15 protein-coding genes are annotated in these 18,372 nt (G+C 43.4%); 7 read left to right on the plus strand and 8 right to left on the minus strand.

What is annotated here, in order from left to right:
- Nucleotides 1–36 precede the first annotated feature (36 nt).
- The 8 genes from LAQ65_RS19560 to LAQ65_RS19595 form a co-directional block, all read right to left on the minus strand.
- The gene (locus LAQ65_RS19560) at nucleotides 37–1,701 is read right to left on the minus strand and encodes a formate--tetrahydrofolate ligase (protein ID WP_224118703.1); all 1,665 of its coding nucleotides are present in this window, start codon (nucleotides 1,699–1,701) and stop codon (nucleotides 37–39) included.
- A gap of 41 nt (nucleotides 1,702–1,742) precedes the next feature.
- The gene (locus tag LAQ65_RS19565; protein WP_224118704.1) at nucleotides 1,743–2,732 is read right to left on the minus strand and encodes a dihydroorotate dehydrogenase-like protein; all 990 of its coding nucleotides are present in this window, start codon (nucleotides 2,730–2,732) and stop codon (nucleotides 1,743–1,745) included.
- A gap of 17 nt (nucleotides 2,733–2,749) precedes the next feature.
- Nucleotides 2,750–6,325, minus strand: coding sequence for a pyruvate:ferredoxin (flavodoxin) oxidoreductase (nifJ, locus tag LAQ65_RS19570; protein ID WP_224118705.1), 3,576 nt, complete (start codon nucleotides 6,323–6,325; stop codon nucleotides 2,750–2,752).
- Entirely contained in the window at nucleotides 6,312–7,961 is a 1,650-nt protein-coding gene (locus LAQ65_RS19575; protein WP_224118706.1) for an NAD(P)-binding protein, read from the minus strand. The genes nifJ and LAQ65_RS19575 overlap by 14 nt, the downstream gene beginning before the upstream one ends.
- Before the next feature lie 157 nt (nucleotides 7,962–8,118).
- Complete coding sequence (locus tag LAQ65_RS19580; RefSeq protein WP_224118707.1) at nucleotides 8,119–8,598, minus strand: hydrogenase maturation protease; 480 nt, start codon at nucleotides 8,596–8,598, stop codon at nucleotides 8,119–8,121.
- 17 nt (nucleotides 8,599–8,615) lie between these two features.
- Entirely contained in the window at nucleotides 8,616–9,353 is a 738-nt protein-coding gene (gene cybH / locus LAQ65_RS19585) for a Ni/Fe-hydrogenase, b-type cytochrome subunit (protein ID WP_224118708.1), read from the minus strand.
- Between the two features lie 16 nt (nucleotides 9,354–9,369).
- Nucleotides 9,370–11,094: a nickel-dependent hydrogenase large subunit gene (locus LAQ65_RS19590; protein WP_224118709.1), complete on the minus strand. Its 1,725-nt coding sequence runs from the start codon at nucleotides 11,092–11,094 to the stop codon at nucleotides 9,370–9,372.
- A gap of 25 nt (nucleotides 11,095–11,119) precedes the next feature.
- Nucleotides 11,120–12,247 (minus strand): hydrogenase small subunit, encoded by a 1,128-nt coding sequence (locus LAQ65_RS19595; protein WP_224118710.1) that lies wholly within the window; start codon nucleotides 12,245–12,247, stop codon nucleotides 11,120–11,122.
- Nucleotides 12,248–12,384: 137 nt separating this feature from the next.
- On the opposite strand from LAQ65_RS19595, the gene LAQ65_RS19600 reads away from it, so the two are divergent.
- From LAQ65_RS19600 to hypE, 7 genes are read left to right on the plus strand one after another with little or no spacing between them, the layout of a single operon-like run.
- Nucleotides 12,385–12,591 carry a hypothetical protein gene (locus tag LAQ65_RS19600; RefSeq protein ID WP_224118711.1) on the plus strand — a complete coding sequence of 69 codons (207 nt, stop codon included), beginning with the start codon at nucleotides 12,385–12,387 and terminating at the stop codon, nucleotides 12,589–12,591.
- An 8-nt stretch (nucleotides 12,592–12,599) separates the two neighbouring features.
- Nucleotides 12,600–12,941: a hydrogenase maturation nickel metallochaperone HypA/HybF gene (locus tag LAQ65_RS19605; RefSeq protein ID WP_224118712.1), complete on the plus strand. Its 342-nt coding sequence runs from the start codon at nucleotides 12,600–12,602 to the stop codon at nucleotides 12,939–12,941.
- A 34-nt stretch (nucleotides 12,942–12,975) separates the two neighbouring features.
- Entirely contained in the window at nucleotides 12,976–13,698 is a 723-nt protein-coding gene (hypB, locus tag LAQ65_RS19610) for a hydrogenase nickel incorporation protein HypB (RefSeq protein ID WP_224118713.1), read from the plus strand.
- Nucleotides 13,670–15,994: a carbamoyltransferase HypF gene (gene hypF, locus LAQ65_RS19615; RefSeq protein ID WP_224118714.1), complete on the plus strand. Its 2,325-nt coding sequence runs from the start codon at nucleotides 13,670–13,672 to the stop codon at nucleotides 15,992–15,994. The genes hypB and hypF overlap by 29 nt, the downstream gene beginning before the upstream one ends.
- On the plus strand, nucleotides 15,972–16,211 hold the full coding sequence (locus LAQ65_RS19620) for a HypC/HybG/HupF family hydrogenase formation chaperone (RefSeq protein ID WP_224118715.1): 240 nt from the start codon (nucleotides 15,972–15,974) through the stop codon (nucleotides 16,209–16,211). Before hypF ends, LAQ65_RS19620 begins: the two co-directional genes overlap by 23 nt.
- Nucleotides 16,208–17,308, plus strand: coding sequence for a hydrogenase formation protein HypD (hypD, locus tag LAQ65_RS19625; protein WP_224118716.1), 1,101 nt, complete (start codon nucleotides 16,208–16,210; stop codon nucleotides 17,306–17,308). The genes LAQ65_RS19620 and hypD overlap by 4 nt, the downstream gene beginning before the upstream one ends.
- Nucleotides 17,309–17,349: 41 nt before the next feature.
- Entirely contained in the window at nucleotides 17,350–18,369 is a 1,020-nt protein-coding gene (gene hypE, locus LAQ65_RS19630; RefSeq protein ID WP_224118717.1) for a hydrogenase expression/formation protein HypE, read from the plus strand.
- Nucleotides 18,370–18,372 lie beyond the last annotated feature (3 nt).

The following is an 18,372-nucleotide window of genomic DNA, read 5'->3' on the forward strand; positions in this document are numbered from 1 at the left end:
AATAATAATGCCCGGGATTAACAATGTTCCGGGCATTTAACTTATTCCAACAATTTTACCATCCACCACATCAATAAAATTAGCTTGTGGAATCTTTGGCAATCCAGGCATTCGCATCATCTCTCCGCAAACAACTACAATAAAACCGGCACCACGGTTAATCACGATATCCTCAATATCAATATTGAAATCACCATCCAAACCACTTACCGATGCATCGTCTGTAAAAGAATATTGCGTTTTGGCCATACATACCGGAAGATGTTCCAGGCCCAGGCTTTTGATTTTCCCTATCATTTCCTGTGCCTTTTTATACAACACCACATCTTTACCCCCATAAATAACTGTAACGATCTTCCTGATTTTTGTCTCAATATCATCAGAGAGTTCATATGTAAATTGCAAGGGTGGAGATGGGTCCTTACAAATATTAATAACAGCACGGGCCACTTCAATTGCTCCTTCGCCGCCCATTTTAAAAGCATCATTAACCGCAAACGCTGATTCCTTTTCATGACACCAGTTTCGCATAAAATCAATTTCTTCGGCTGTATCAAAATTATACCTGTTCAATACCACCAGCACTTTCTGGTTAAATGTTTTCAGTATGGCAATATGTTTTTCCAGGTTTCGCAATCCTTTTTTCAGTGAATTGATATCCGGTAACATCATTTTATCTTCAGATATTCCCGCGCTTAATTTTAATGCCTGTGAAGTAGCTACAAGCACACTCATGGCTGGATGTAAACCTGCTTTACGGCATTTGATATTAAAGAATTTCTCAGCCCCCAGGTCACTGGCAAAACCTGCCTCAGTAACTACATAGTCGCCAAACTGCAAAGCGGTTTTAGTAGCCATAATGGAATTACAACCGTGGGCAATATTGCCAAATGGCCCGCCATGAATTATAGCCGGGCAACCTTCCAGCGTTTGAACAAGGTTGGGCAATATCGCATCTTTTAGTAAGGCGGTAATGGCTCCGGATACACCCAGGTCTTTGGTGGTAAAAGGCTTTCCGGCAAAAGTGAATCCCAGTAGCATAGCCTCTATCTTTTCACGAAGCTCCCCTAATCCTTCAGCAAGGCAAAGGACTGCCATCAGTTCACTTGCCGGCGTAATTACAAATCCTGTTTCAGAAGGTATGCCGTTATTTGGTCCGTCAAGGGCGGTGACAATTTTTCGCAGCACCCGGTCATTGACATCCAGGCAACGTTTCATCAGAACGGTTTTTAATCCTTCCGGCTTGCCCCTGTTATAAAAACGGAAATTATCTATTAAGGCAGACAGTGTATTATTAGCTGCAGTTATTGCATGAAAATCACCGGTAAAATGCAGGTTTATATCTTCCATGGGTATTACCTGTGAGTACCCGCCTCCGGCCGCGCCGCCCTTCATACCAAAGCATGGGCCCAGTGAAGGTTCCCGCAGTGCCAATACAACTTTTTTATTCAGTTTTTTTAACCCGTCTGCCAAACCGATAGAAGTGGTTGTTTTTCCTATTCCCGCTTTGGTTGGTGTTATTGCCGTAACTAAAATCAATTTGGATGCGGCAATTTTTTCATCATCAAAACTGTTGATATTTATTTTAGCCTTATAATGCCCATAAGGAATCAATAATTCTCCGGGAAGTCCCATTTCGGCAGCGATTGCAGCTATCGGCCTGGGTAGGTTCTCCTGGGCAATTTCAAAATCTGATTTCAATAAATAATTTTAATAGTTAATAGCAGAAGGATTTATCGTTATTATTTCACTCTTTCCAGTATCCTTATATAATTCGCCCTTTCGTAAGCAGTGGGGTCTGAAATGTGCCGCTGGCTCATGCTGCCTTTAAAGGATTCTATGGTATCAAATCCCATCATAAACATCCAATCCTGAAGTTCCTTATTCATTGTTTTTAAATAAGGAATGCCATTTTTATATAATGAAGAGGCAGTCATTACCACATCTGCACCGGCAAGAATATATTTAATTACTTCGACAGCACTTTGAACCCCCGTGGTAGCTGCAAGTGACAGGTCTACTTTTCCATATAATAAGGCAATCCATAATAAGGGCAACCTGATTTCACTGGATTCACTGTAATTCAGGTCTGTTTTTATTACCAGTTCATTAATGTCAAAATCGGGTTGGTAAAAACGATTGAATAAAACCAACGCATCGGCACCTGCACTTTTCATCCTGAGCGACATATTTCCCATAGCACTGAAATATGGATTCAATTTTACAGCAACCGGAATTTTTACAGTCCGCTTGATCGATTCTATAATATTAAGGTAGCGGTGCTCCACTTCCGAAGAAGACATGGAAATATCACCAGGAATAAAAAATATATTTACCTCTATTCCATCTGCCCCCGCCTGCTCCATCATTCTTGAATAGTCAATCCAGCCTTCATTGGTAATGCCATTCAGACTACCGATAATGGGAATATCCACTCTTTCTTTTGCCTTACGGATATTCTCCAGGTAATCATCAGTGCCAACATTGAAATCATCGAGATCGGGAAAATAATCCAGCGCTTCAGCAAAAGCATAGGAAGTTTCGGACATAACACCCTTAAACATTGCTTCTTCCTTTCGTATTTGCTCTTCAAATAATGAAAACATTACCACAGCCCCTGCTCCATTATCTTCCATCTTTACAATATTCTCTGTCTGCTCCGATAAAGTGCAGGCAGAAACCACAATAGGAGAATTCAATTTTAACCCCATGTAAGAAGTATGAACTTTCATTATTATGAATTTATCTATTAAGCAATTGGCACAAAATCACTGGCTTTCTTTGTTGCCAGTTCTTCATAGGTTTTCCATTTCAGGTTCACCAGGTCCTGCGCATATTTCATCAACTCTTCTGCTGTTTTAGGATTCGTAAGGGTCAACACTTTATATCGCAACTCGTTATAAGCATAATCCTTTAGCGTAATAGTTGGCCTTGGGGAATCCAGCACAAATGGGTTTTGATTTTTCTTCCTAAGTACGGGATTGTAGCGCAATAATGGCCAGTGCCCGCTGGAAACGGCCTTATTTTGCTGATCCAACCCTTTTTTCAAATCGTACCCATGGGCAATGCAATGGCTATACGCTAAAATAAGGGATGGCCCATCATAAGCTTCAGCTTCCCGCATAGCTAATAAGGTCTGCTGTGGATTTGAGCCAAAAGCTACCCTGGCAACGTATACATTGCCATAAGAAATAGCTTGCATGGCCAAATCCTTTTTACCAACAGCTTTACCTCCTGCAGCAAATTTAGCCGTAGCAGCAGCAGGGGTTGATTTTGACATTTGCCCGCCTGTATTTGAATACACTTCCGTATCTAAAACCAGGATATTAATATTTCTGCCACTGGCCAGCGCATGATCTAAACCACCATAACCAATATCATAAGCCCATCCATCACCGCCTACCAGCCAAACACTCCGGCGTACCAACTGGTCAACTACAGATAATAAGCGTAATGCCGTTGGTGAATTCAATGCAATTAAAACTTCTTTTAATTGTTCAATCCTTACCCGCTGCCCGGCTATTTCAGATTCGAGAACCTGTTTTGCGCCCAATATATCATCTACAAATTGCTCACCCAATTCATCTTTTAATTCCACTAACAATTGTTTGGCAATTTCCAATTGCTTATCCGAAGTAATACGCATGCCCAATCCAAATTCAGCATTATCCTCGAACAAAGAATTTGACCATGCCGGGCCTCTTCCATCTTTATTTACAGCCCATGGCGTAGTTGGAAGGTTACCACCATAAATTGAAGAACATCCTGTTGCATTGGCTACTAATAACCTGTCTCCAAACAACTGGGATAACAATTTCAAATACGGTGTTTCACCACAGCCTGCACATGCACCCGAAAATTCAAACAAGGGCTCCAGGAATTGGGCACCATGTACAGTTGAGAAATCAATTTTTGAACGGTCGTTCCATGGAATATTCTCAAAAAAATCAATGCTTTTCCGTTCTGCCTCCAAAATGGGTTCTTTCTCTCCTATGTTGATGGCTTTACGCGAACGATTGGCCGGGTCTGTTGCCGGGCAAACTTCAACACACAAATTACAGCCTGTACAGTCTTCCAGGTATACCTGCAAAGAGTATTGGGTCTCGGGAAATCCCCTTGCATTAATGGGTGCTGACTTAAAATCTTCAGGTGCATTCTTCAAATAGCCTTTATGGTAGAATTTTGCCCGAATCACACTATGCGGACATACATAAGCGCAGTTACCACATTGTATGCAGGCATCAGGTTCCCATATGGCTACCAGGTCCGATACATTTCTTTTTTCCCATTTTGTAGTGCCACTGGGATAAGTGCCATCAACAGGCATTTTGCTGACCGGCAGTTCATTCCCATGATCAGCCATCATCACCGCTGTAACTCCCTTTACGAAATCAGGGGCCTTTTCAGAAACAACTAATAACTCATATTCTCCTTTTGAAATTTCCCCGGAATAATCAACCTCGTATAAATGTGCCAGTGTAGCATCAACAGCTTCAAAATTCTGTTTGATTACTTTCTGTCCCTTCTTAAAATATGTTTTCTCAATTGATTTCTTGATCTGCTCAATGGCTTCATCTTTTGGCAATACACCAGACAGGGCAAAATAACAGGTCTGCATAATGGTATTGATCCGTCCGGGCATGCCATTATCCCTGGCCACAGTTGTCGCATCAATTACGTAAACTTTTATTTTCTTATTGATGATGATTTTTTGCACATGCCCAGGCAATTTATCCCAAACTTCTTCTTTGCCATATGGGCTGTTTAATAAGAAGGTGGCTCTTTCTTTGGCAAATTCCAGCATCTCCACTTTTTCTGTAAAGTTGAACTGGTGGCATGCAATAAAGTCGGCCTTTGAAATCAGGTAAGGCGCCCTGATGGGTTCAGGTCCAAAACGGAGATGCGAAACTGTCCTGGCACCAGATTTTTTTGAGTCATATACAAAATAGCCCTGGGCATACAAATTTGTATTCTCCCCGATAATTTTAATGGTATTTTTATTTGCTCCAACTGTTCCGTCGGCACCCAACCCAAAGAACAGGCCCTGTCGCCATGCTGATTCATCCAATGTAAATGAAGGATCATATTCCAGGCTGGTGAAAGTAACATCATCATTAATGCCAACGGTAAAGTTATTCTTCGGATGTTTCTCTTTTAATGCATCAAATACCGCTTTAACCATTGCAGGAGTAAATTCCTTGGAAGAAAGACCATAACGGCCACCAACCAGTTTTGGCAAGTGCTTAAGCTTACCTGCCTGCAATGCTTCCACCAATGTAGCCAGCACATCCTGGTACATCGGTTCACCAGCTGCACCCGATTCCTTAGTCCTGTCTAAAATCGCAATTGATTTTACAGATGCAGGTAATGCTTTTAAAAAATGTTCCAAAGAAAATGGCCTGTATAAACGAACCTGGATTACCCCGGTTTTTGCTCCTGCTGCATTCAATGCTTTAACGGTTTCTGCAACGGTTTCACCACCAGAGCCCATAATAACGATCACCTGTTCCGCATCCGAATCCCCTGAGTATTGAAAGAGTTCATATTTCCTGCCGGTCATCTTTTCAAATTCATTCATTACTTCTTCTACAATACCCGGCATATTGTTATAAAAAACATTCACCGTTTCCCTTCCCTGGAAATAAACATCCGGGTTTTGCGCAGTTCCCCTGATGAATGGATGCTCAGGGTTTAACGCACGTTTACGGTGTGCAATAACCAACTCGTCGGGTACCATTGATTTTATCTGCTCATCTGATAACAACTCCAGCTTATTCACTTCGTGTGAGGTACGGAATCCATCAAAGAAATGCAACATCGGTATCCTGGATTTCAATGAAGCTACCTGGGCTATCAATGCAAAATCATGTGCCTCCTGCACGCTGGCTGAACTTAGCATGGCAAAACCTGTGGTTCTTGCTGCCATTACATCCTGGTGGTCGCCAAAAATAGAAAGCCCCTGCGCAGCTAATGAACGTGCTGCCACATGAAATACAGCGGGCGTCAACTCACCGGCAATCTTATACATATTGGGTAACATCAGCATAAGGCCTTGCGATGCGGTAAATGTTGTGGTGAGAGACCCCGTCTGTAAGGCACCGTGTACCGTACCTGCTGCGCCGCCTTCGCTTTGCATTTCTATTACATCCGGTACATTTCCCCAGATATTTTTAATTTCTTTGGAAGCCCATTCATCGGCCAGTTCAGCCATTGTTGACGATGGGGTAATAGGATAGATGGCACATACTTCATTAACACGATAGGCCACGTATGCGGCCGCTTCATTTCCATCTATTGTGGCAATTGATTTCTTATTTTTTGACATCATCGGTTGAATTAACAGGTTCGGGTACCATTTCTATTGCATGACAAGGACATTGCTCATAACAAACTGCACAGCCGGTGCAGGCATTATAATTGAACTTATAACGATTGCCCTTCCCTAATTTTATAATGGCATCTTCAGGGCAGGCGCCGAAGCAACCATCACATTCAAAACAGTTTCCACAACTCAGGCAACGCTGCGCTTCAAATCTCACTTCGGGTTCGGCTAAACCTGCCACTATTTCATCAAAATTCTGCACAGCCACTGCAGGTAATATTTTATCCTGCTCTTTTTGCGGGGCATCTGTCTGGTACCACATATGGAGTTTACGGTAGCCAGCAGTAGGATGCTTTTCCGGCTTAATATACGCTTGTCCCATTAAGTAACTATTGATATACCGGGCTGCTTTTTTGCCATGGCCAATTGCGATGGTTGAACTCCTGTTTTCACCAGGCAGCATATCACCGCCGGCAAAAATACCTTCGTGTCCTGCCATCCTTTGTACATCAATATTGATTGTTCCATCTTCATTAATAACAAGCCCCGGTATTGAACGCAAAAAACCGGAATCGGCTTCCTGCCTGTTGGCTATAATCAACACATCTGCATCAATTGTTTCAAATTCATTGGTACCAACAGCTTTCCCTTTTTCCACCTTCATCTTCTCCAGTGTAATTTTCTTATTACTGATACTGCTGATACTTCTTAAAAGCTGAACATCTACACCTTCTGCCAGTGCATCCTCGGTTTCATAATCATATGCAGGCATCAGCTTTTTATCACCGGCGAAATAAACGGTAGTTTCGGAACCGAACCTCATGACCATCCTGGCAAGGTATAAAGCCAGTTTACCGCCTCCATACACAACCACTTTCTTTCTTATAAAAGGAGAAGTATTTGATTTCACACTACTAAAAAAAGAGAACGCATCTGTAATAAGTACAGAATCATCCTGCTCAAATTCCTCCGTGCGAATAATTTGTGCGCCAATAGCCAGGTACACTGCATCAAATTTGCCTGCTTCTTTTTCAGTGATTACATCCTGCACTTTATAATTCAGGCGAATCGTCACCCCCATCCTTACTATGCGATCAACCTCTGCATCAAGTATATCTTTTGGCAACCGGTAATCAGGCACCCCTGTCCACAGCAAGCCACCGGCATGGCCACCGGCTTCGAAAATTTCAACTTTATGCCCCATACGGACAAGATGGTAAGCTGCTGACAATCCACTGGGGCCGGCACCAACAACCAGTACTTTCTTCCCACTTGGTGATGCGTTGAATTGAACAGGCCAACTTTGCCTGATTGCTTCATCACCGATATATCTTTCTACCGCATGAATATTTACTGTAGTATCAATATGGTTCCGGTTGCAGCCCGTTTCACATGGCTTAACACATACCCGCCCCATTAAAGCCGGGAATGGATTATCGGCCATTAGTACCTGGAAAGCTTCAAAATACTTACCCTCCTGTGCATGGGCCATCCATGCCTGGATATTTTCTCCGGCAGGACAGGCGCTGTTGCAGGGCGGCATAAAATCAACGTATTCAGGTCGCCGGGATCGCTTGGGACCGGTTCCTTCTGCATGCAGCAATAAGTCAACGGCTTTAGTAATGTCGTTAGCAGACATGGTGATGGTTTTGTTTTATAAACTCAAGAAAGGTAGAATCTGAACCCCATCACCAAAATGACTTACTTCAACCAGGAAAATGATTCTTGTCATATGTATACTGCCGGACTGGAAGAACCTGGGGGGGTGGGCAAAAATAAATCACTGGAATCTCCAGCTATGCCAATACTGAAGATTGATCCGGTAATACAAGATCCCTGATTTTATGAATAAGTTCTGGCACCACAACTTCAATTTCGCCAGTCAGTTCAATACCCTGTTGCTGTATAGTGGCAATACTAACAACAAACAAATCGATTTCAGGCATTTTTCCCAATAACTGCAAGGCGCAAACGAGGTCTTTTAATCCAATGTCATGGGTACTCATTGCAGGAGGAAAATCCTTTGCAAAGCGTGGCTTTATTAACCGGATGGTTCCGGGCGGATTCCCGTCTAATGTGGCATCAACTAATACAATATGACCAAAGTTTTCAAAATATTCCAGCAAGTGAAAACCACCTGTTCCTCCATCAAGGATGGTAATATGTCCAGGCAATCCCTCTTCCATCATCCTGTTGGCAATATGCACACCAATTCCTTCATCTCCCATAAGATAATTTCCTATCCCCAGTATCAGTGTCTTTCCATTAACATCCATGGTTACATAATTAGCGATTAGTGCTCCGGGTTAGGCGTATGGTGCCTCTTTTGTTCAAATACCTCTTCTTCAATGAATTTCCAGCCACCGCCCATGCTGCTGATTTCCCCGCGTCCTTCAACATAATCGTGATAAAAAACCAGGTAAACATGGATCACTGTAAATAATATAAAAAACCACATTGCCCAGTGATGGATCTGACGGGTAACAATATCACCACCAAAAAAAGCAGGCACCCAGGCAAATAACTGGGGAAGCCACCATCCTGACATCGCAGCGTATAAACCAAAACCCGTAAAACATTGTACCAAAAATGCAATAAAGGTTAGAAAGTATATAAAACCAGCCATGGCATTGTGTCCAACACTAAGGTGTTCCTGTTGCTGTCCGTTCTTCCTTAGCATAAGGATATCGATCTTAAAGACCGTCCACATTTCTTTAATGAATCGTTTTGAAGTTGGGATAAACTGCTTCCAGTTGGCAAATTTGTTTCCAACAAATCCCCAATAAAGCCGAAATATAAAATTGAAGAAGAATAAATAGGCCGCAACAAAATGAACGTACCGGAACCAACCCATGGTATATTTAAAACTGGCTTCCTGTTTACTCAGCAATGCCAATGGATTGGAGATATAGAAACCGGTTACAATTAAAGTAAGAATAATCAACGCATTTAACCAATGGTAAAACCTAACCGGCAACTCCCACACATACACGCGGCGAAGGCGATGAATATGCAAATATTTCTTGGCCATAAAATCTTTTTTACGGTTAATCTCCCATTACACTGATCCTGTTGATGGTATTGCCATGTTCGTCATACAAGTGGACACTACAGGCCATACATGGATCAAAACTATGTATCGTCCTTAAAATTTCCAGTGGCTGGTCTTCATGTGCAACCGGCGTATCTATAAGGGCTGCTTCATAGGCCGACATCTGCCCTTTGTGGTCCCTTGGCGAAGCATTCCAGGTGGTTGGAACCACTAGTTGGTAGTTGGCGATTTTTTCATCTTCAATATTGATCCAGTGGGCCAATGCACCACGAGGGGCTTCGGAGTGTCCTACGCCAATTGCGGTTTTAGGCCAGGTAGCCGGATCAAACCTTGCCATTTCAGCCATCCGCGTATCGCCGTTTTTTATATTAGCTAACAACTGATCAAAAAAATCCAGTCCCCATTGGGCAGTCAACACGCTTTCCAATCCGCGTGCTGCAGTTCTTCCGAGGGTTGAGAACAGGGCAGTTACCGGAACATTTAAATCAGTGAGTGCCTTATCGACCACTGCCTTAAAATCTTCCCGGCCACGTGCATATCCCACCAGCATCCTGCCCAGGGGGCCAACTTCCATGGCATTACCCTTCCACCTTGGGGTTTTCAGGTAACTATATTTTTGGGTGGTGTCTAAATGTTCGAAAGGCGGTTTCGGTCCCGAGTACTTCACTTTGCTTTCTCCTTTCCAGGGATGTAATCCTATATTATCCCCTTCTTTATATTCATACCAGGAATGGGTAATGAATTCCTGCACTTCATCTTCCTTCTTAAGGTCAACATCATACACTTTGCTTATATCCTTATTCAGGATGGCACCTGGTGGAAATTTATAACTTGATACATCCCGATACCCGTTAGTAGGCAAATCGCCATAAACCAGGAAATTCCCTAATCCACCACCAATTGCCCCCCAGTCTTTATAGAAGGACGCAATAGCCATTAAATCGGGAATATAAACTTGTTCAATAAATTCTTTACCGTCTTTTAACAGCTGGCCAACATATGCCAGTCGCTCTGCATTGATACCGCTTACATCATCGATGCCGATGGCACAGGCCATACCACCCACGAGGTAATTGGGGTGCGGGTTCTTACCACCAAATATTGCATGGACCTTCACGATTTCTTTCTGCCACTCGAGCGCTTCGAGGTAATGTGCCAATCCGATAAGGTTTACCTCTGCGGGCAACTTATAAGCAGGGTGCCCCCAATAGCCATTTGCAAAAATGCCGAGTTGGCCAGATGCCACGAATTTCTTGATCCTGTTTTGCAGGTCACTGAAATAACCAGGTGAACTCTTCGGCCATCTGGAAATGCTCTGGGCCAATTCGGAAGTTTTTTTAGGATCTGCCTTTAATGCGTCTACAACATCCACCCAATCCATGGCATGCAAATGATAAAAGTGCACCACATGGTCATGCATGTATTGCGTACAGAACATAATATTACGCACCAGCTCGGCATTAGGTGGAATTACAATATCGAGCGCATCTTCCACACAACGCACAGAGGTCAGGGAATGGATGGATGTGCATACACCGCAAACACGACCAACAAATGCCCAGGCATCACGCGGATCACGTCCGCGTAATATCTCTTCCAGCAATCGTACCATTGTACCACTGCTAAAGGCATCTTTGATTTTTCCATTTTCAATATCTGCTTCTATTCGTAAATGACCCTCAATGCGGGTAACAGGGTCAACGACAATTCTCTTACTCATATGGCTGATTAATAAGTGGTATTAATTAAGCTTCTAATTCATGTTCGCTTTCCCTTCCTTCTTCCTCGTGTTCACGGATCAGTTTTGATTTGCCAATATTTGTTGCAATTGCATGGACTGCCAAAGCTGCGGCAGTAACACCCAACGCTACCTTTCCTACCGTATCTGCATTTGCCTCAATACCAAATCCGGCAAAGGAGGAAGCCCTCTCATATAACCTGCCATTGTCCCAATAATTTTCTTCACTGCAACCGATACAAGGGTGACCGGCCTGGATAGGGAAACTGGTTCCATTATTCCATTTCATAACACCACAGGCATTATAGGTAGATGGCCCTTTACAGCCCATTTTATATAAACAGTATCCTTTTTTGGCATTTTCATCATCGAAGGTTTCCACAAATAAGCCCGCATCATAAAATGGCCTGCGATAACAACTATCATGTACACGTTTACTGTAAAAAGCCTTTGGCCTTCCCAGCCTGTCGAGTTCCGGAATCCTGCCAAAAGTGAGGTAGTGAACAATCACCCCAGCCATTACTTCACCAATCGGCGGACAGCCAGGCACTTTGATTATTGGTTTTCCTTTGATTAATTTGTGAATGGGCGTGGCTCCTGTGGGATTTGGTTTGGCCGATTGCACACAACCATTGCTTGCGCAACTTCCCCACGCTATAACTGCTGCTGCACCTTCGGCCGCTTCTTCCAGGATCTGCAGGGAAGTTTTTCCGCCAATCATACAATACACGCCGTCGGCCCCCATTGGCACACTGCCTTCCACACAGAGCAGGTATTGCCCTTTGTATTTGGCCATTGTATTTTTAAGTGCAGCTTCTGCCTGGGTGCCAGATGCAGCCATCAGGGTTTCGGTATAATCGAGCGATATCTTGTCAAGCAATATATCTGCAACTATGGGATGGGAGGAGCGAATAAAACTTTCGCTGCAACAGGTACATTCCTGGAAATGCAACCAGATAACCGGCATACGGGGCTTTGTTTCTAACGCTTGGATTACCTGGGCAATGGCTGTTTGTTCGAGGCCAATAAAGGCAGCCATCATACTGGCAAACTTTAAAAAATCACGGCGGGGATAGCCTTTTCTTAATACCTCTTCATAGTAAGTAGGCTGCTTGGGGAAAGCATCGTTATTCATGCTTGAAGTTTTAAGGATTACCCAAACTTAATCCCTGGAAGCGAAAAGAATCCTGCATTCTGTCAACAGTTGATATGATATTTGTCATATATATATCATTCGGTTTTTACAAAATTGTGTTCACTAAATTTTTCACCATGAAAATGATTTCTATTGCTGCAGGCCTCATTTCAACAATGCTGCTACCTATAGCCACATTTGCCCACCCCGGTCATGGCGAAACAGACGGCTACACCATCATCCATTATTTTACGGAGCCGGTGCACGTTATTGCTACGCTTTTGTCGGTCGGGGTAATTGGATTATCATTCCGGGTATTCAGGAAAAAAAGGGAACAAGCTTAACCTGCATTATGCACGAATTATCCATTGTAATGAGCATTGTGGAGATCGCCAGCCAGCAGGCATTACAGGCCAATGCATCTGTAGTGGAAGAAATTGAATTGGAAATCGGCACACTTAGTGGCATTGAGATCAATGCGCTGGAATTTGCCTGGGCAGAAGCCGTGCGTAATACGATACTGGAAAATACCCTGAGAGTAATAAATCGTCCTGAAGGAAGGGCCAGGTGCCTTGATTGTAATACTGATTTTGCCATTCAGCAATATTTCGATCCATGCCCGGCCTGCGGATCCCATTTTATCAACATTACCAGGGGTAAAGAATTAAAAGTGAAATCACTGGTGATTGCTTAAATAATAATTTACAAGTACTGATAAATTCGTTTTTATGTGTGCAACATGCGGCTGCGATGACCACCAACACTCCCACCATTCACACAAAACAGTAGTGGATGTTGAGCAGGATATTTTACACCAGAATAATTTACTGGCAGAACGAAACAGGGGTTATTTTGAAGCCAAACAAATATTTGCAGTAAACCTGGTTAGTTCACCAGGTTCCGGCAAAACAAGCCTGCTGGTAAAAACCTTAACGGACTTAAAGGATTTCCTTGAATTTTCTGTGATTGAGGGTGACCAGCAAACTACCTGCGACGCCGACAGGATCCATGCTACCGGCACGAAGGTTACGCAGATCAACACAGGCAAAGGATGCCATTTGGATGCACATATGGTTTTGCACGCTTTACAAGGCATGAAACCAAAAGATAATTCCACCCTTTTTATTGAAAATGTAGGCAACCTGGTTTGCCCTGCCATGTTTGACCTTGGTGAAAAAGAACGTGTGGTAATCATCAGTGTAACAGAAGGTGATGATAAACCTTTGAAATATCCTGATATGTTTCATAGCTCAACCCTTTGTATCATCAACAAAATCGACCTGCTTCCCTATGTTGATTTTAATGTTGAGAAAGTTAAAGCAAATGCCTTAAAAGTAAATCACCAACTGGAAATTATAGAACTCAGTTGCACCAGTGGTGAAGGCATGGACAAATGGTACAACTGGTTAAAAACTAAAGTGCATGTATCAGACCTTTCATATTCATATTAATGGACTGGTACAGGGTGTAGGTTTCAGGCCTGCTGTATACCAACTGGCCCAAAAAATGCATATTAAAGGCTGGGTCTGTAATGCCAACGACGGACTGAATATTGTTATCAGTGCAGGTAAAGAGCAGGCGCATGATTTTTACCGGCAACTTATCCTGCATCCACCTCCCAATGCCTGCATCACCAGCCATAAAATATCCTTGACGAAAACTGAATACTTCACTGATTTTTCAATCCGAAAAAGCAATGAAGACAATTTACCTGGCACTTTATTAACCCCCGATATAGCAATTTGTCCCGACTGCCTGCGGGATATCCATGACCAGAAAAACCGAAGGTACGGGTATGCTTTTACAACTTGTTTGCAGTGCGGCCCCAGGTATTCTATTACTCAAGCCCTGCCCTATGACAGGGAGAATACCACCATGCATTCATTGCCGATGTGTCCGGTCTGTACTGCAGAATACAATGATCCGATACAACGCAGGCACTATAGCCAAACCAATTCCTGTCCCGAATGCGCAATTCACATGTGCTTATATTCTTCCCGGGAAATCGCCATACCCGTTCCTGAAAATGAATTAATAAGACTAACTGCTTCCCATATACGTGATGGAAAAATTATTGCTGTCAAGGGTACCGGAGGCTACCTGTTCATCTGCGACGCCACAAATAATGCAACCATACTAAACCTGCGGAAACGCAAACACAGGCCGGCAAAACCATTTGCCCTGATGTACCCCACCATTGAAATGGCCAGGGAAGATGTTGTCATCAGCATCCATGAACAGGACGCCCTGCAAAGCAAAGCAGCACCTATAATTTTGTGCAGATTGGTGGAAGGTATAGAATGTCGCCTGCCTGCTGCAAGTATCGCTCCGGGCCTGGATAAACTTGGTGTTTTATTGCCGCATACCCCATTGTTACAACTGCTGGCTGACCATACCCGTTTCCCATTAATAGCTACCAGTGCCAATATCAGCGGATCGCCAATCGTATACAAAGATGAAGAAGCGCTGGATCATCTCTTTGATGTGGCAGATTATGTGCTGACCTATAACAGGGAAATTGTTGTTCCCCAGGATGATAGTGTTGTACAATTTAATGATAGTGGCCAAAAAATATTGCTAAGAAGAAGCCGGGGCCTGGCTCCCGATTATTTACCAAATCCATTTAATAATATTGGTGAGAATATTCTTGCCACCGGAAGTGAATTAAAAAGCGCTTTTGCTTTTTTACATAAAAACAACCTGTATATAAGCCAATTCCTGGGTAACCTGGGAACCCTTGAATCGCAGGATGCTTATGACAAAACCCTTCATCACCTGCTCCGGTTACTACAGGCAACACCACAGAAAATATTGACAGATACGCACCCCGGATACATGGCTGCTCAAATGGGCAGGGAACTGGCAGACAGGCTGGCAATTGGACCAGCAATTGAAATCCAGCACCATAAGGCACATTTTGGTGCAGTGCTGGCGGAAAATAATTTACTGGATACGAAACAACCGGTCCTGGGCTTTACCTGGGATGGAACCGGATACGGTGACGACCACCAGGTTTGGGGAAGTGAAATATTCCTGTACCAGCATTATCATATGGAAAGATTGGCACACCTGGCTTATTTCCCCCAGTTACTGGGCGATAAAATGAGCAGGGAGCCACGGCTATCTTCACTGAGTTTACTGCATGGCTTTCCTGGAAAACAGCATCTGATCCAACATCATTTCACCCCGGGCGAATGGGCTTATTACCAGAAAAAACTGGTTACAGATACTTCGCTATTCACTTCTTCGATGGGAAGGTTCCTGGATGGATTGGCCTGCCTGCTGGGTATCTGTAGTTTTAACTCATATGAAGGGGAAGCCGCCATGAAACTGGAAGCAATGGCAAGGAAATTTACCGGGACATCCAAAAAAATATATGGCTTGCCATTAGCAAATCGTAAACTTGACTGGCATGAATTTATAAAGCCTTTTATAAAGGACATCGAGAATAAAAAACCAATAACCGAAATCGCCTACACCGTATTTCTTTCCCTTGCTGCATCTATAAAAAAAATCAGCGATGATCTACGTATTGATCAACTGGCTTTCAGTGGAGGCATTTTCCAGAATACCTTACTGACTGATATGATTATCCGTGAAATGGGCAACCAGAAAACATTATTCTTTCACCGGCAATTGAGCCCGAACGACGAAAGCATCGGGTTCGGCCAATTAGCCTGTTATTATATCAGTAAACAAAAAACATCACCTGAAATAAAATCCTATGTGCTTAGCCATACCGGGTAAAATAATAGAGGTTAATGACCAACTGGATGCCACTTTCAGGACGGCCAAAGTGTCTTTTGGCGGTATTATGAAAGTGATCAACCTATGCATGGTGCCTGATGCCGTTATTGGCGATTTTGTAATGGTTCATGTTGGCTGTGCGATCAGTAAGGTTGATGAAGAGGAAGCCAACAAAGTATTTAGTTATTTGCAAAACATGGGGGAAGTTGAACTATGAAATACTTAACAGAATACCGGAATCCTGAACTGGTGCAGGAATTGGCCAGGGAGATCAGGCGCATCACCACCAAACCATGGACTCTAATGGAAATTTGCGGAGGCCAAACCCATAGCCTGGTTAAAAATGGCCTGCTGGATATTTTACCTGGTAATATATCCATGGTCCACGGTCCCGGTTGCCCGGTTTGCGTAACCAGCGTAAGCATTATTGATGAAGCGGTTTTCCTGGCAGGATTACCGGGTGTTATACTTTGTTCATATGGAGACATGCTGCGGGTACCCGGCAGTAGTAAATCGCTACTGGATGCTAAATCTACCGGTGCCGATGTAAGGATTTTATACTCCCCCCTGGAGGCCGTTCAACTGGCAAAGGAAAATCCCGGTAAGCAAGTGGTTTTTTTTGCTGTAGGATTTGAAACAACCGCTCCTGCTAATGCCTTGAGTGTGGTACAGGCTGATCAATTGCAACTGGACAACTATAGTATATTATCCTCACACGTGCTTGTACCTCCGGCAATGGAAGCCATATTAAGCGATGAAAACAACACAATTGATGCATTTTTAGCAGCCGGCCATGTATGCACCATCATGGGCATCGAAGAATATTATCCCATAGCCGAAAAATATAAATGCCCGGTTGTTATTACCGGGTTTGAACCTGTCGATTTATTACAAGGCATTTTGATGGCAGTAACACAATTGGAAAACGGGCAATACAGGGTCGATAATCAATATGCGCGTTCTGTTCAACCTGAAGGCAATATAAGGGCGCAGCATACCATCAAAACCGTCTTTGATAAAAGCGACAGGATATGGAGGGGAATCGGCAATATTCCGCAAAGCGGATATGAAGTGAAGGATCGTTTTAAAAAATTCAATGCAAGGCAGAAGTTTACTATTAATATCCCGGTTGCACAGGAAAATGCCGCCTGCATCAGCGGTGATATCATGAAAGGATTGAAAAAACCAAAACAGTGTCCGAATTTCGGAACACTTTGCAAACCCGAACATCCCCTGGGTGCGCCAATGGTTAGCAGTGAGGGTGCTTGCGCTGCCTATTACCACTACCAAAACGCAGATAACAGTCTTGCTTAACCTACTATCCTACACTAATGAATATGCAATTGCAATGCCCCATGCCTAAATTTGATTTTGACCTGATCACCATGGGACATGGAAGCGGTGGATTACTTACCCATAAATTATTACAGTCCGGCGTCTTTGAGATTTTTAATAACGACTTGCTCAACCAGCAACATGATGGTGCAAGTTTTGAACTTCCGGGGAAACTGGCCTTTAGTACAGACAGCTATGTAATTTCACCCATATTTTTTCCCGGGGGAAATATTGGTGAACTGGCCATAAACGGAACAGTGAATGATTTAGCTATGTGTGGTGCGCAAGCCAAACACATGTCTTTAGCCCTGATTATTGAAGAAGGGCTTCCAATGGCGGACTTCTGGAAAATACTGCAAAGCATCAAGGCTGCTGCTGATTCGGCTAAAGTGAAAATTGTTACCGGAGATACCAAAGTAGTAGAGAAGGGCAAAGGCGACCAGATTTTCATCAACACTTCCGGCATAGGCATCATTCATCCTAAGGCAAATATTCACCACAACAATATCAAAACCGGCGACCTGATTGTTATCAGTGGAAAAATAGCAACACATGGCATTGCAATTATGAGTGTTCGGAAAGGATTGGAATTTGAAACAACCATCGAAAGTGACACCATCAACCTCAACCATACCGTTGCTACCTTGATTCATAAATTTGAGGACGGGATCAGGTTTTTACGTGACCCGACACGGGGCGGCGTGGCTTCAGTACTGAATGAAGTGACTGAAATGACAAGGTTGGGCGCTTACCTCAACCAATCTTCACTACCCATTGATGAGCAGGTGGAAGGTGCTTGTGAAATGCTGGGACTTGATCCACTTTATGTTGCCAATGAAGGTATATTCATTGCAATTGTAGACCCGGCCATTGCAACTGATTTCCTGCAGGTTTTGCAAACGGACCAAAATGGTAAATATGCTGCAATTATAGGGGAAATCACCAACGAATATGCCGGTAAGGTTGTGCTTAAAACCCGTATTGGCAGTAAACATATTGTTCACTACCTAACCGGTGAGCAATTGCCCAGGATTTGCTGATGG

The sequence above is a fragment of the Flavihumibacter profundi genome (genome assembly GCF_020076305.1).
Lineage (GTDB): Bacteria > Bacteroidota > Bacteroidia > Chitinophagales > Chitinophagaceae > Flavihumibacter > Flavihumibacter profundi.

Coding starts and splice junctions, on each gene's coding strand:
- LAQ65_RS19565 (WP_224118704.1), bottom strand. CDS start 2,732: ATGAAAGTTCATACTTCTTACATGGGGTTAAAATTGAATTCTCCTATT.
- nifJ (WP_224118705.1), bottom strand. CDS start 6,325: ATGTCAAAAAATAAGAAATCAATTGCCACAATAGATGGAAATGAAGCG.
- LAQ65_RS19575 (WP_224118706.1), bottom strand. CDS start 7,961: ATGTCTGCTAACGACATTACTAAAGCCGTTGACTTATTGCTGCATGCA.
- LAQ65_RS19580 (WP_224118707.1), bottom strand. CDS start 8,598: ATGGATGTTAATGGAAAGACACTGATACTGGGGATAGGAAATTATCTT.
- cybH (WP_224118708.1), bottom strand. CDS start 9,353: ATGGCCAAGAAATATTTGCATATTCATCGCCTTCGCCGCGTGTATGTG.
- LAQ65_RS19590 (WP_224118709.1), bottom strand. CDS start 11,094: ATGAGTAAGAGAATTGTCGTTGACCCTGTTACCCGCATTGAGGGTCAT.
- LAQ65_RS19595 (WP_224118710.1), bottom strand. CDS start 12,247: ATGAATAACGATGCTTTCCCCAAGCAGCCTACTTACTATGAAGAGGTA.
- LAQ65_RS19600 (WP_224118711.1), top strand. CDS start 12,385: ATGAAAATGATTTCTATTGCTGCAGGCCTCATTTCAACAATGCTGCTA.
- LAQ65_RS19605 (WP_224118712.1), top strand. CDS start 12,600: ATGCACGAATTATCCATTGTAATGAGCATTGTGGAGATCGCCAGCCAG.
- hypB (WP_224118713.1), top strand. CDS start 12,976: ATGTGTGCAACATGCGGCTGCGATGACCACCAACACTCCCACCATTCA.
- hypF (WP_224118714.1), top strand. CDS start 13,670: ATGTATCAGACCTTTCATATTCATATTAATGGACTGGTACAGGGTGTA.
- LAQ65_RS19620 (WP_224118715.1), top strand. CDS start 15,972: ATGTGCTTAGCCATACCGGGTAAAATAATAGAGGTTAATGACCAACTG.
- hypD (WP_224118716.1), top strand. CDS start 16,208: ATGAAATACTTAACAGAATACCGGAATCCTGAACTGGTGCAGGAATTG.
- hypE (WP_224118717.1), top strand. CDS start 17,350: ATGCCTAAATTTGATTTTGACCTGATCACCATGGGACATGGAAGCGGT.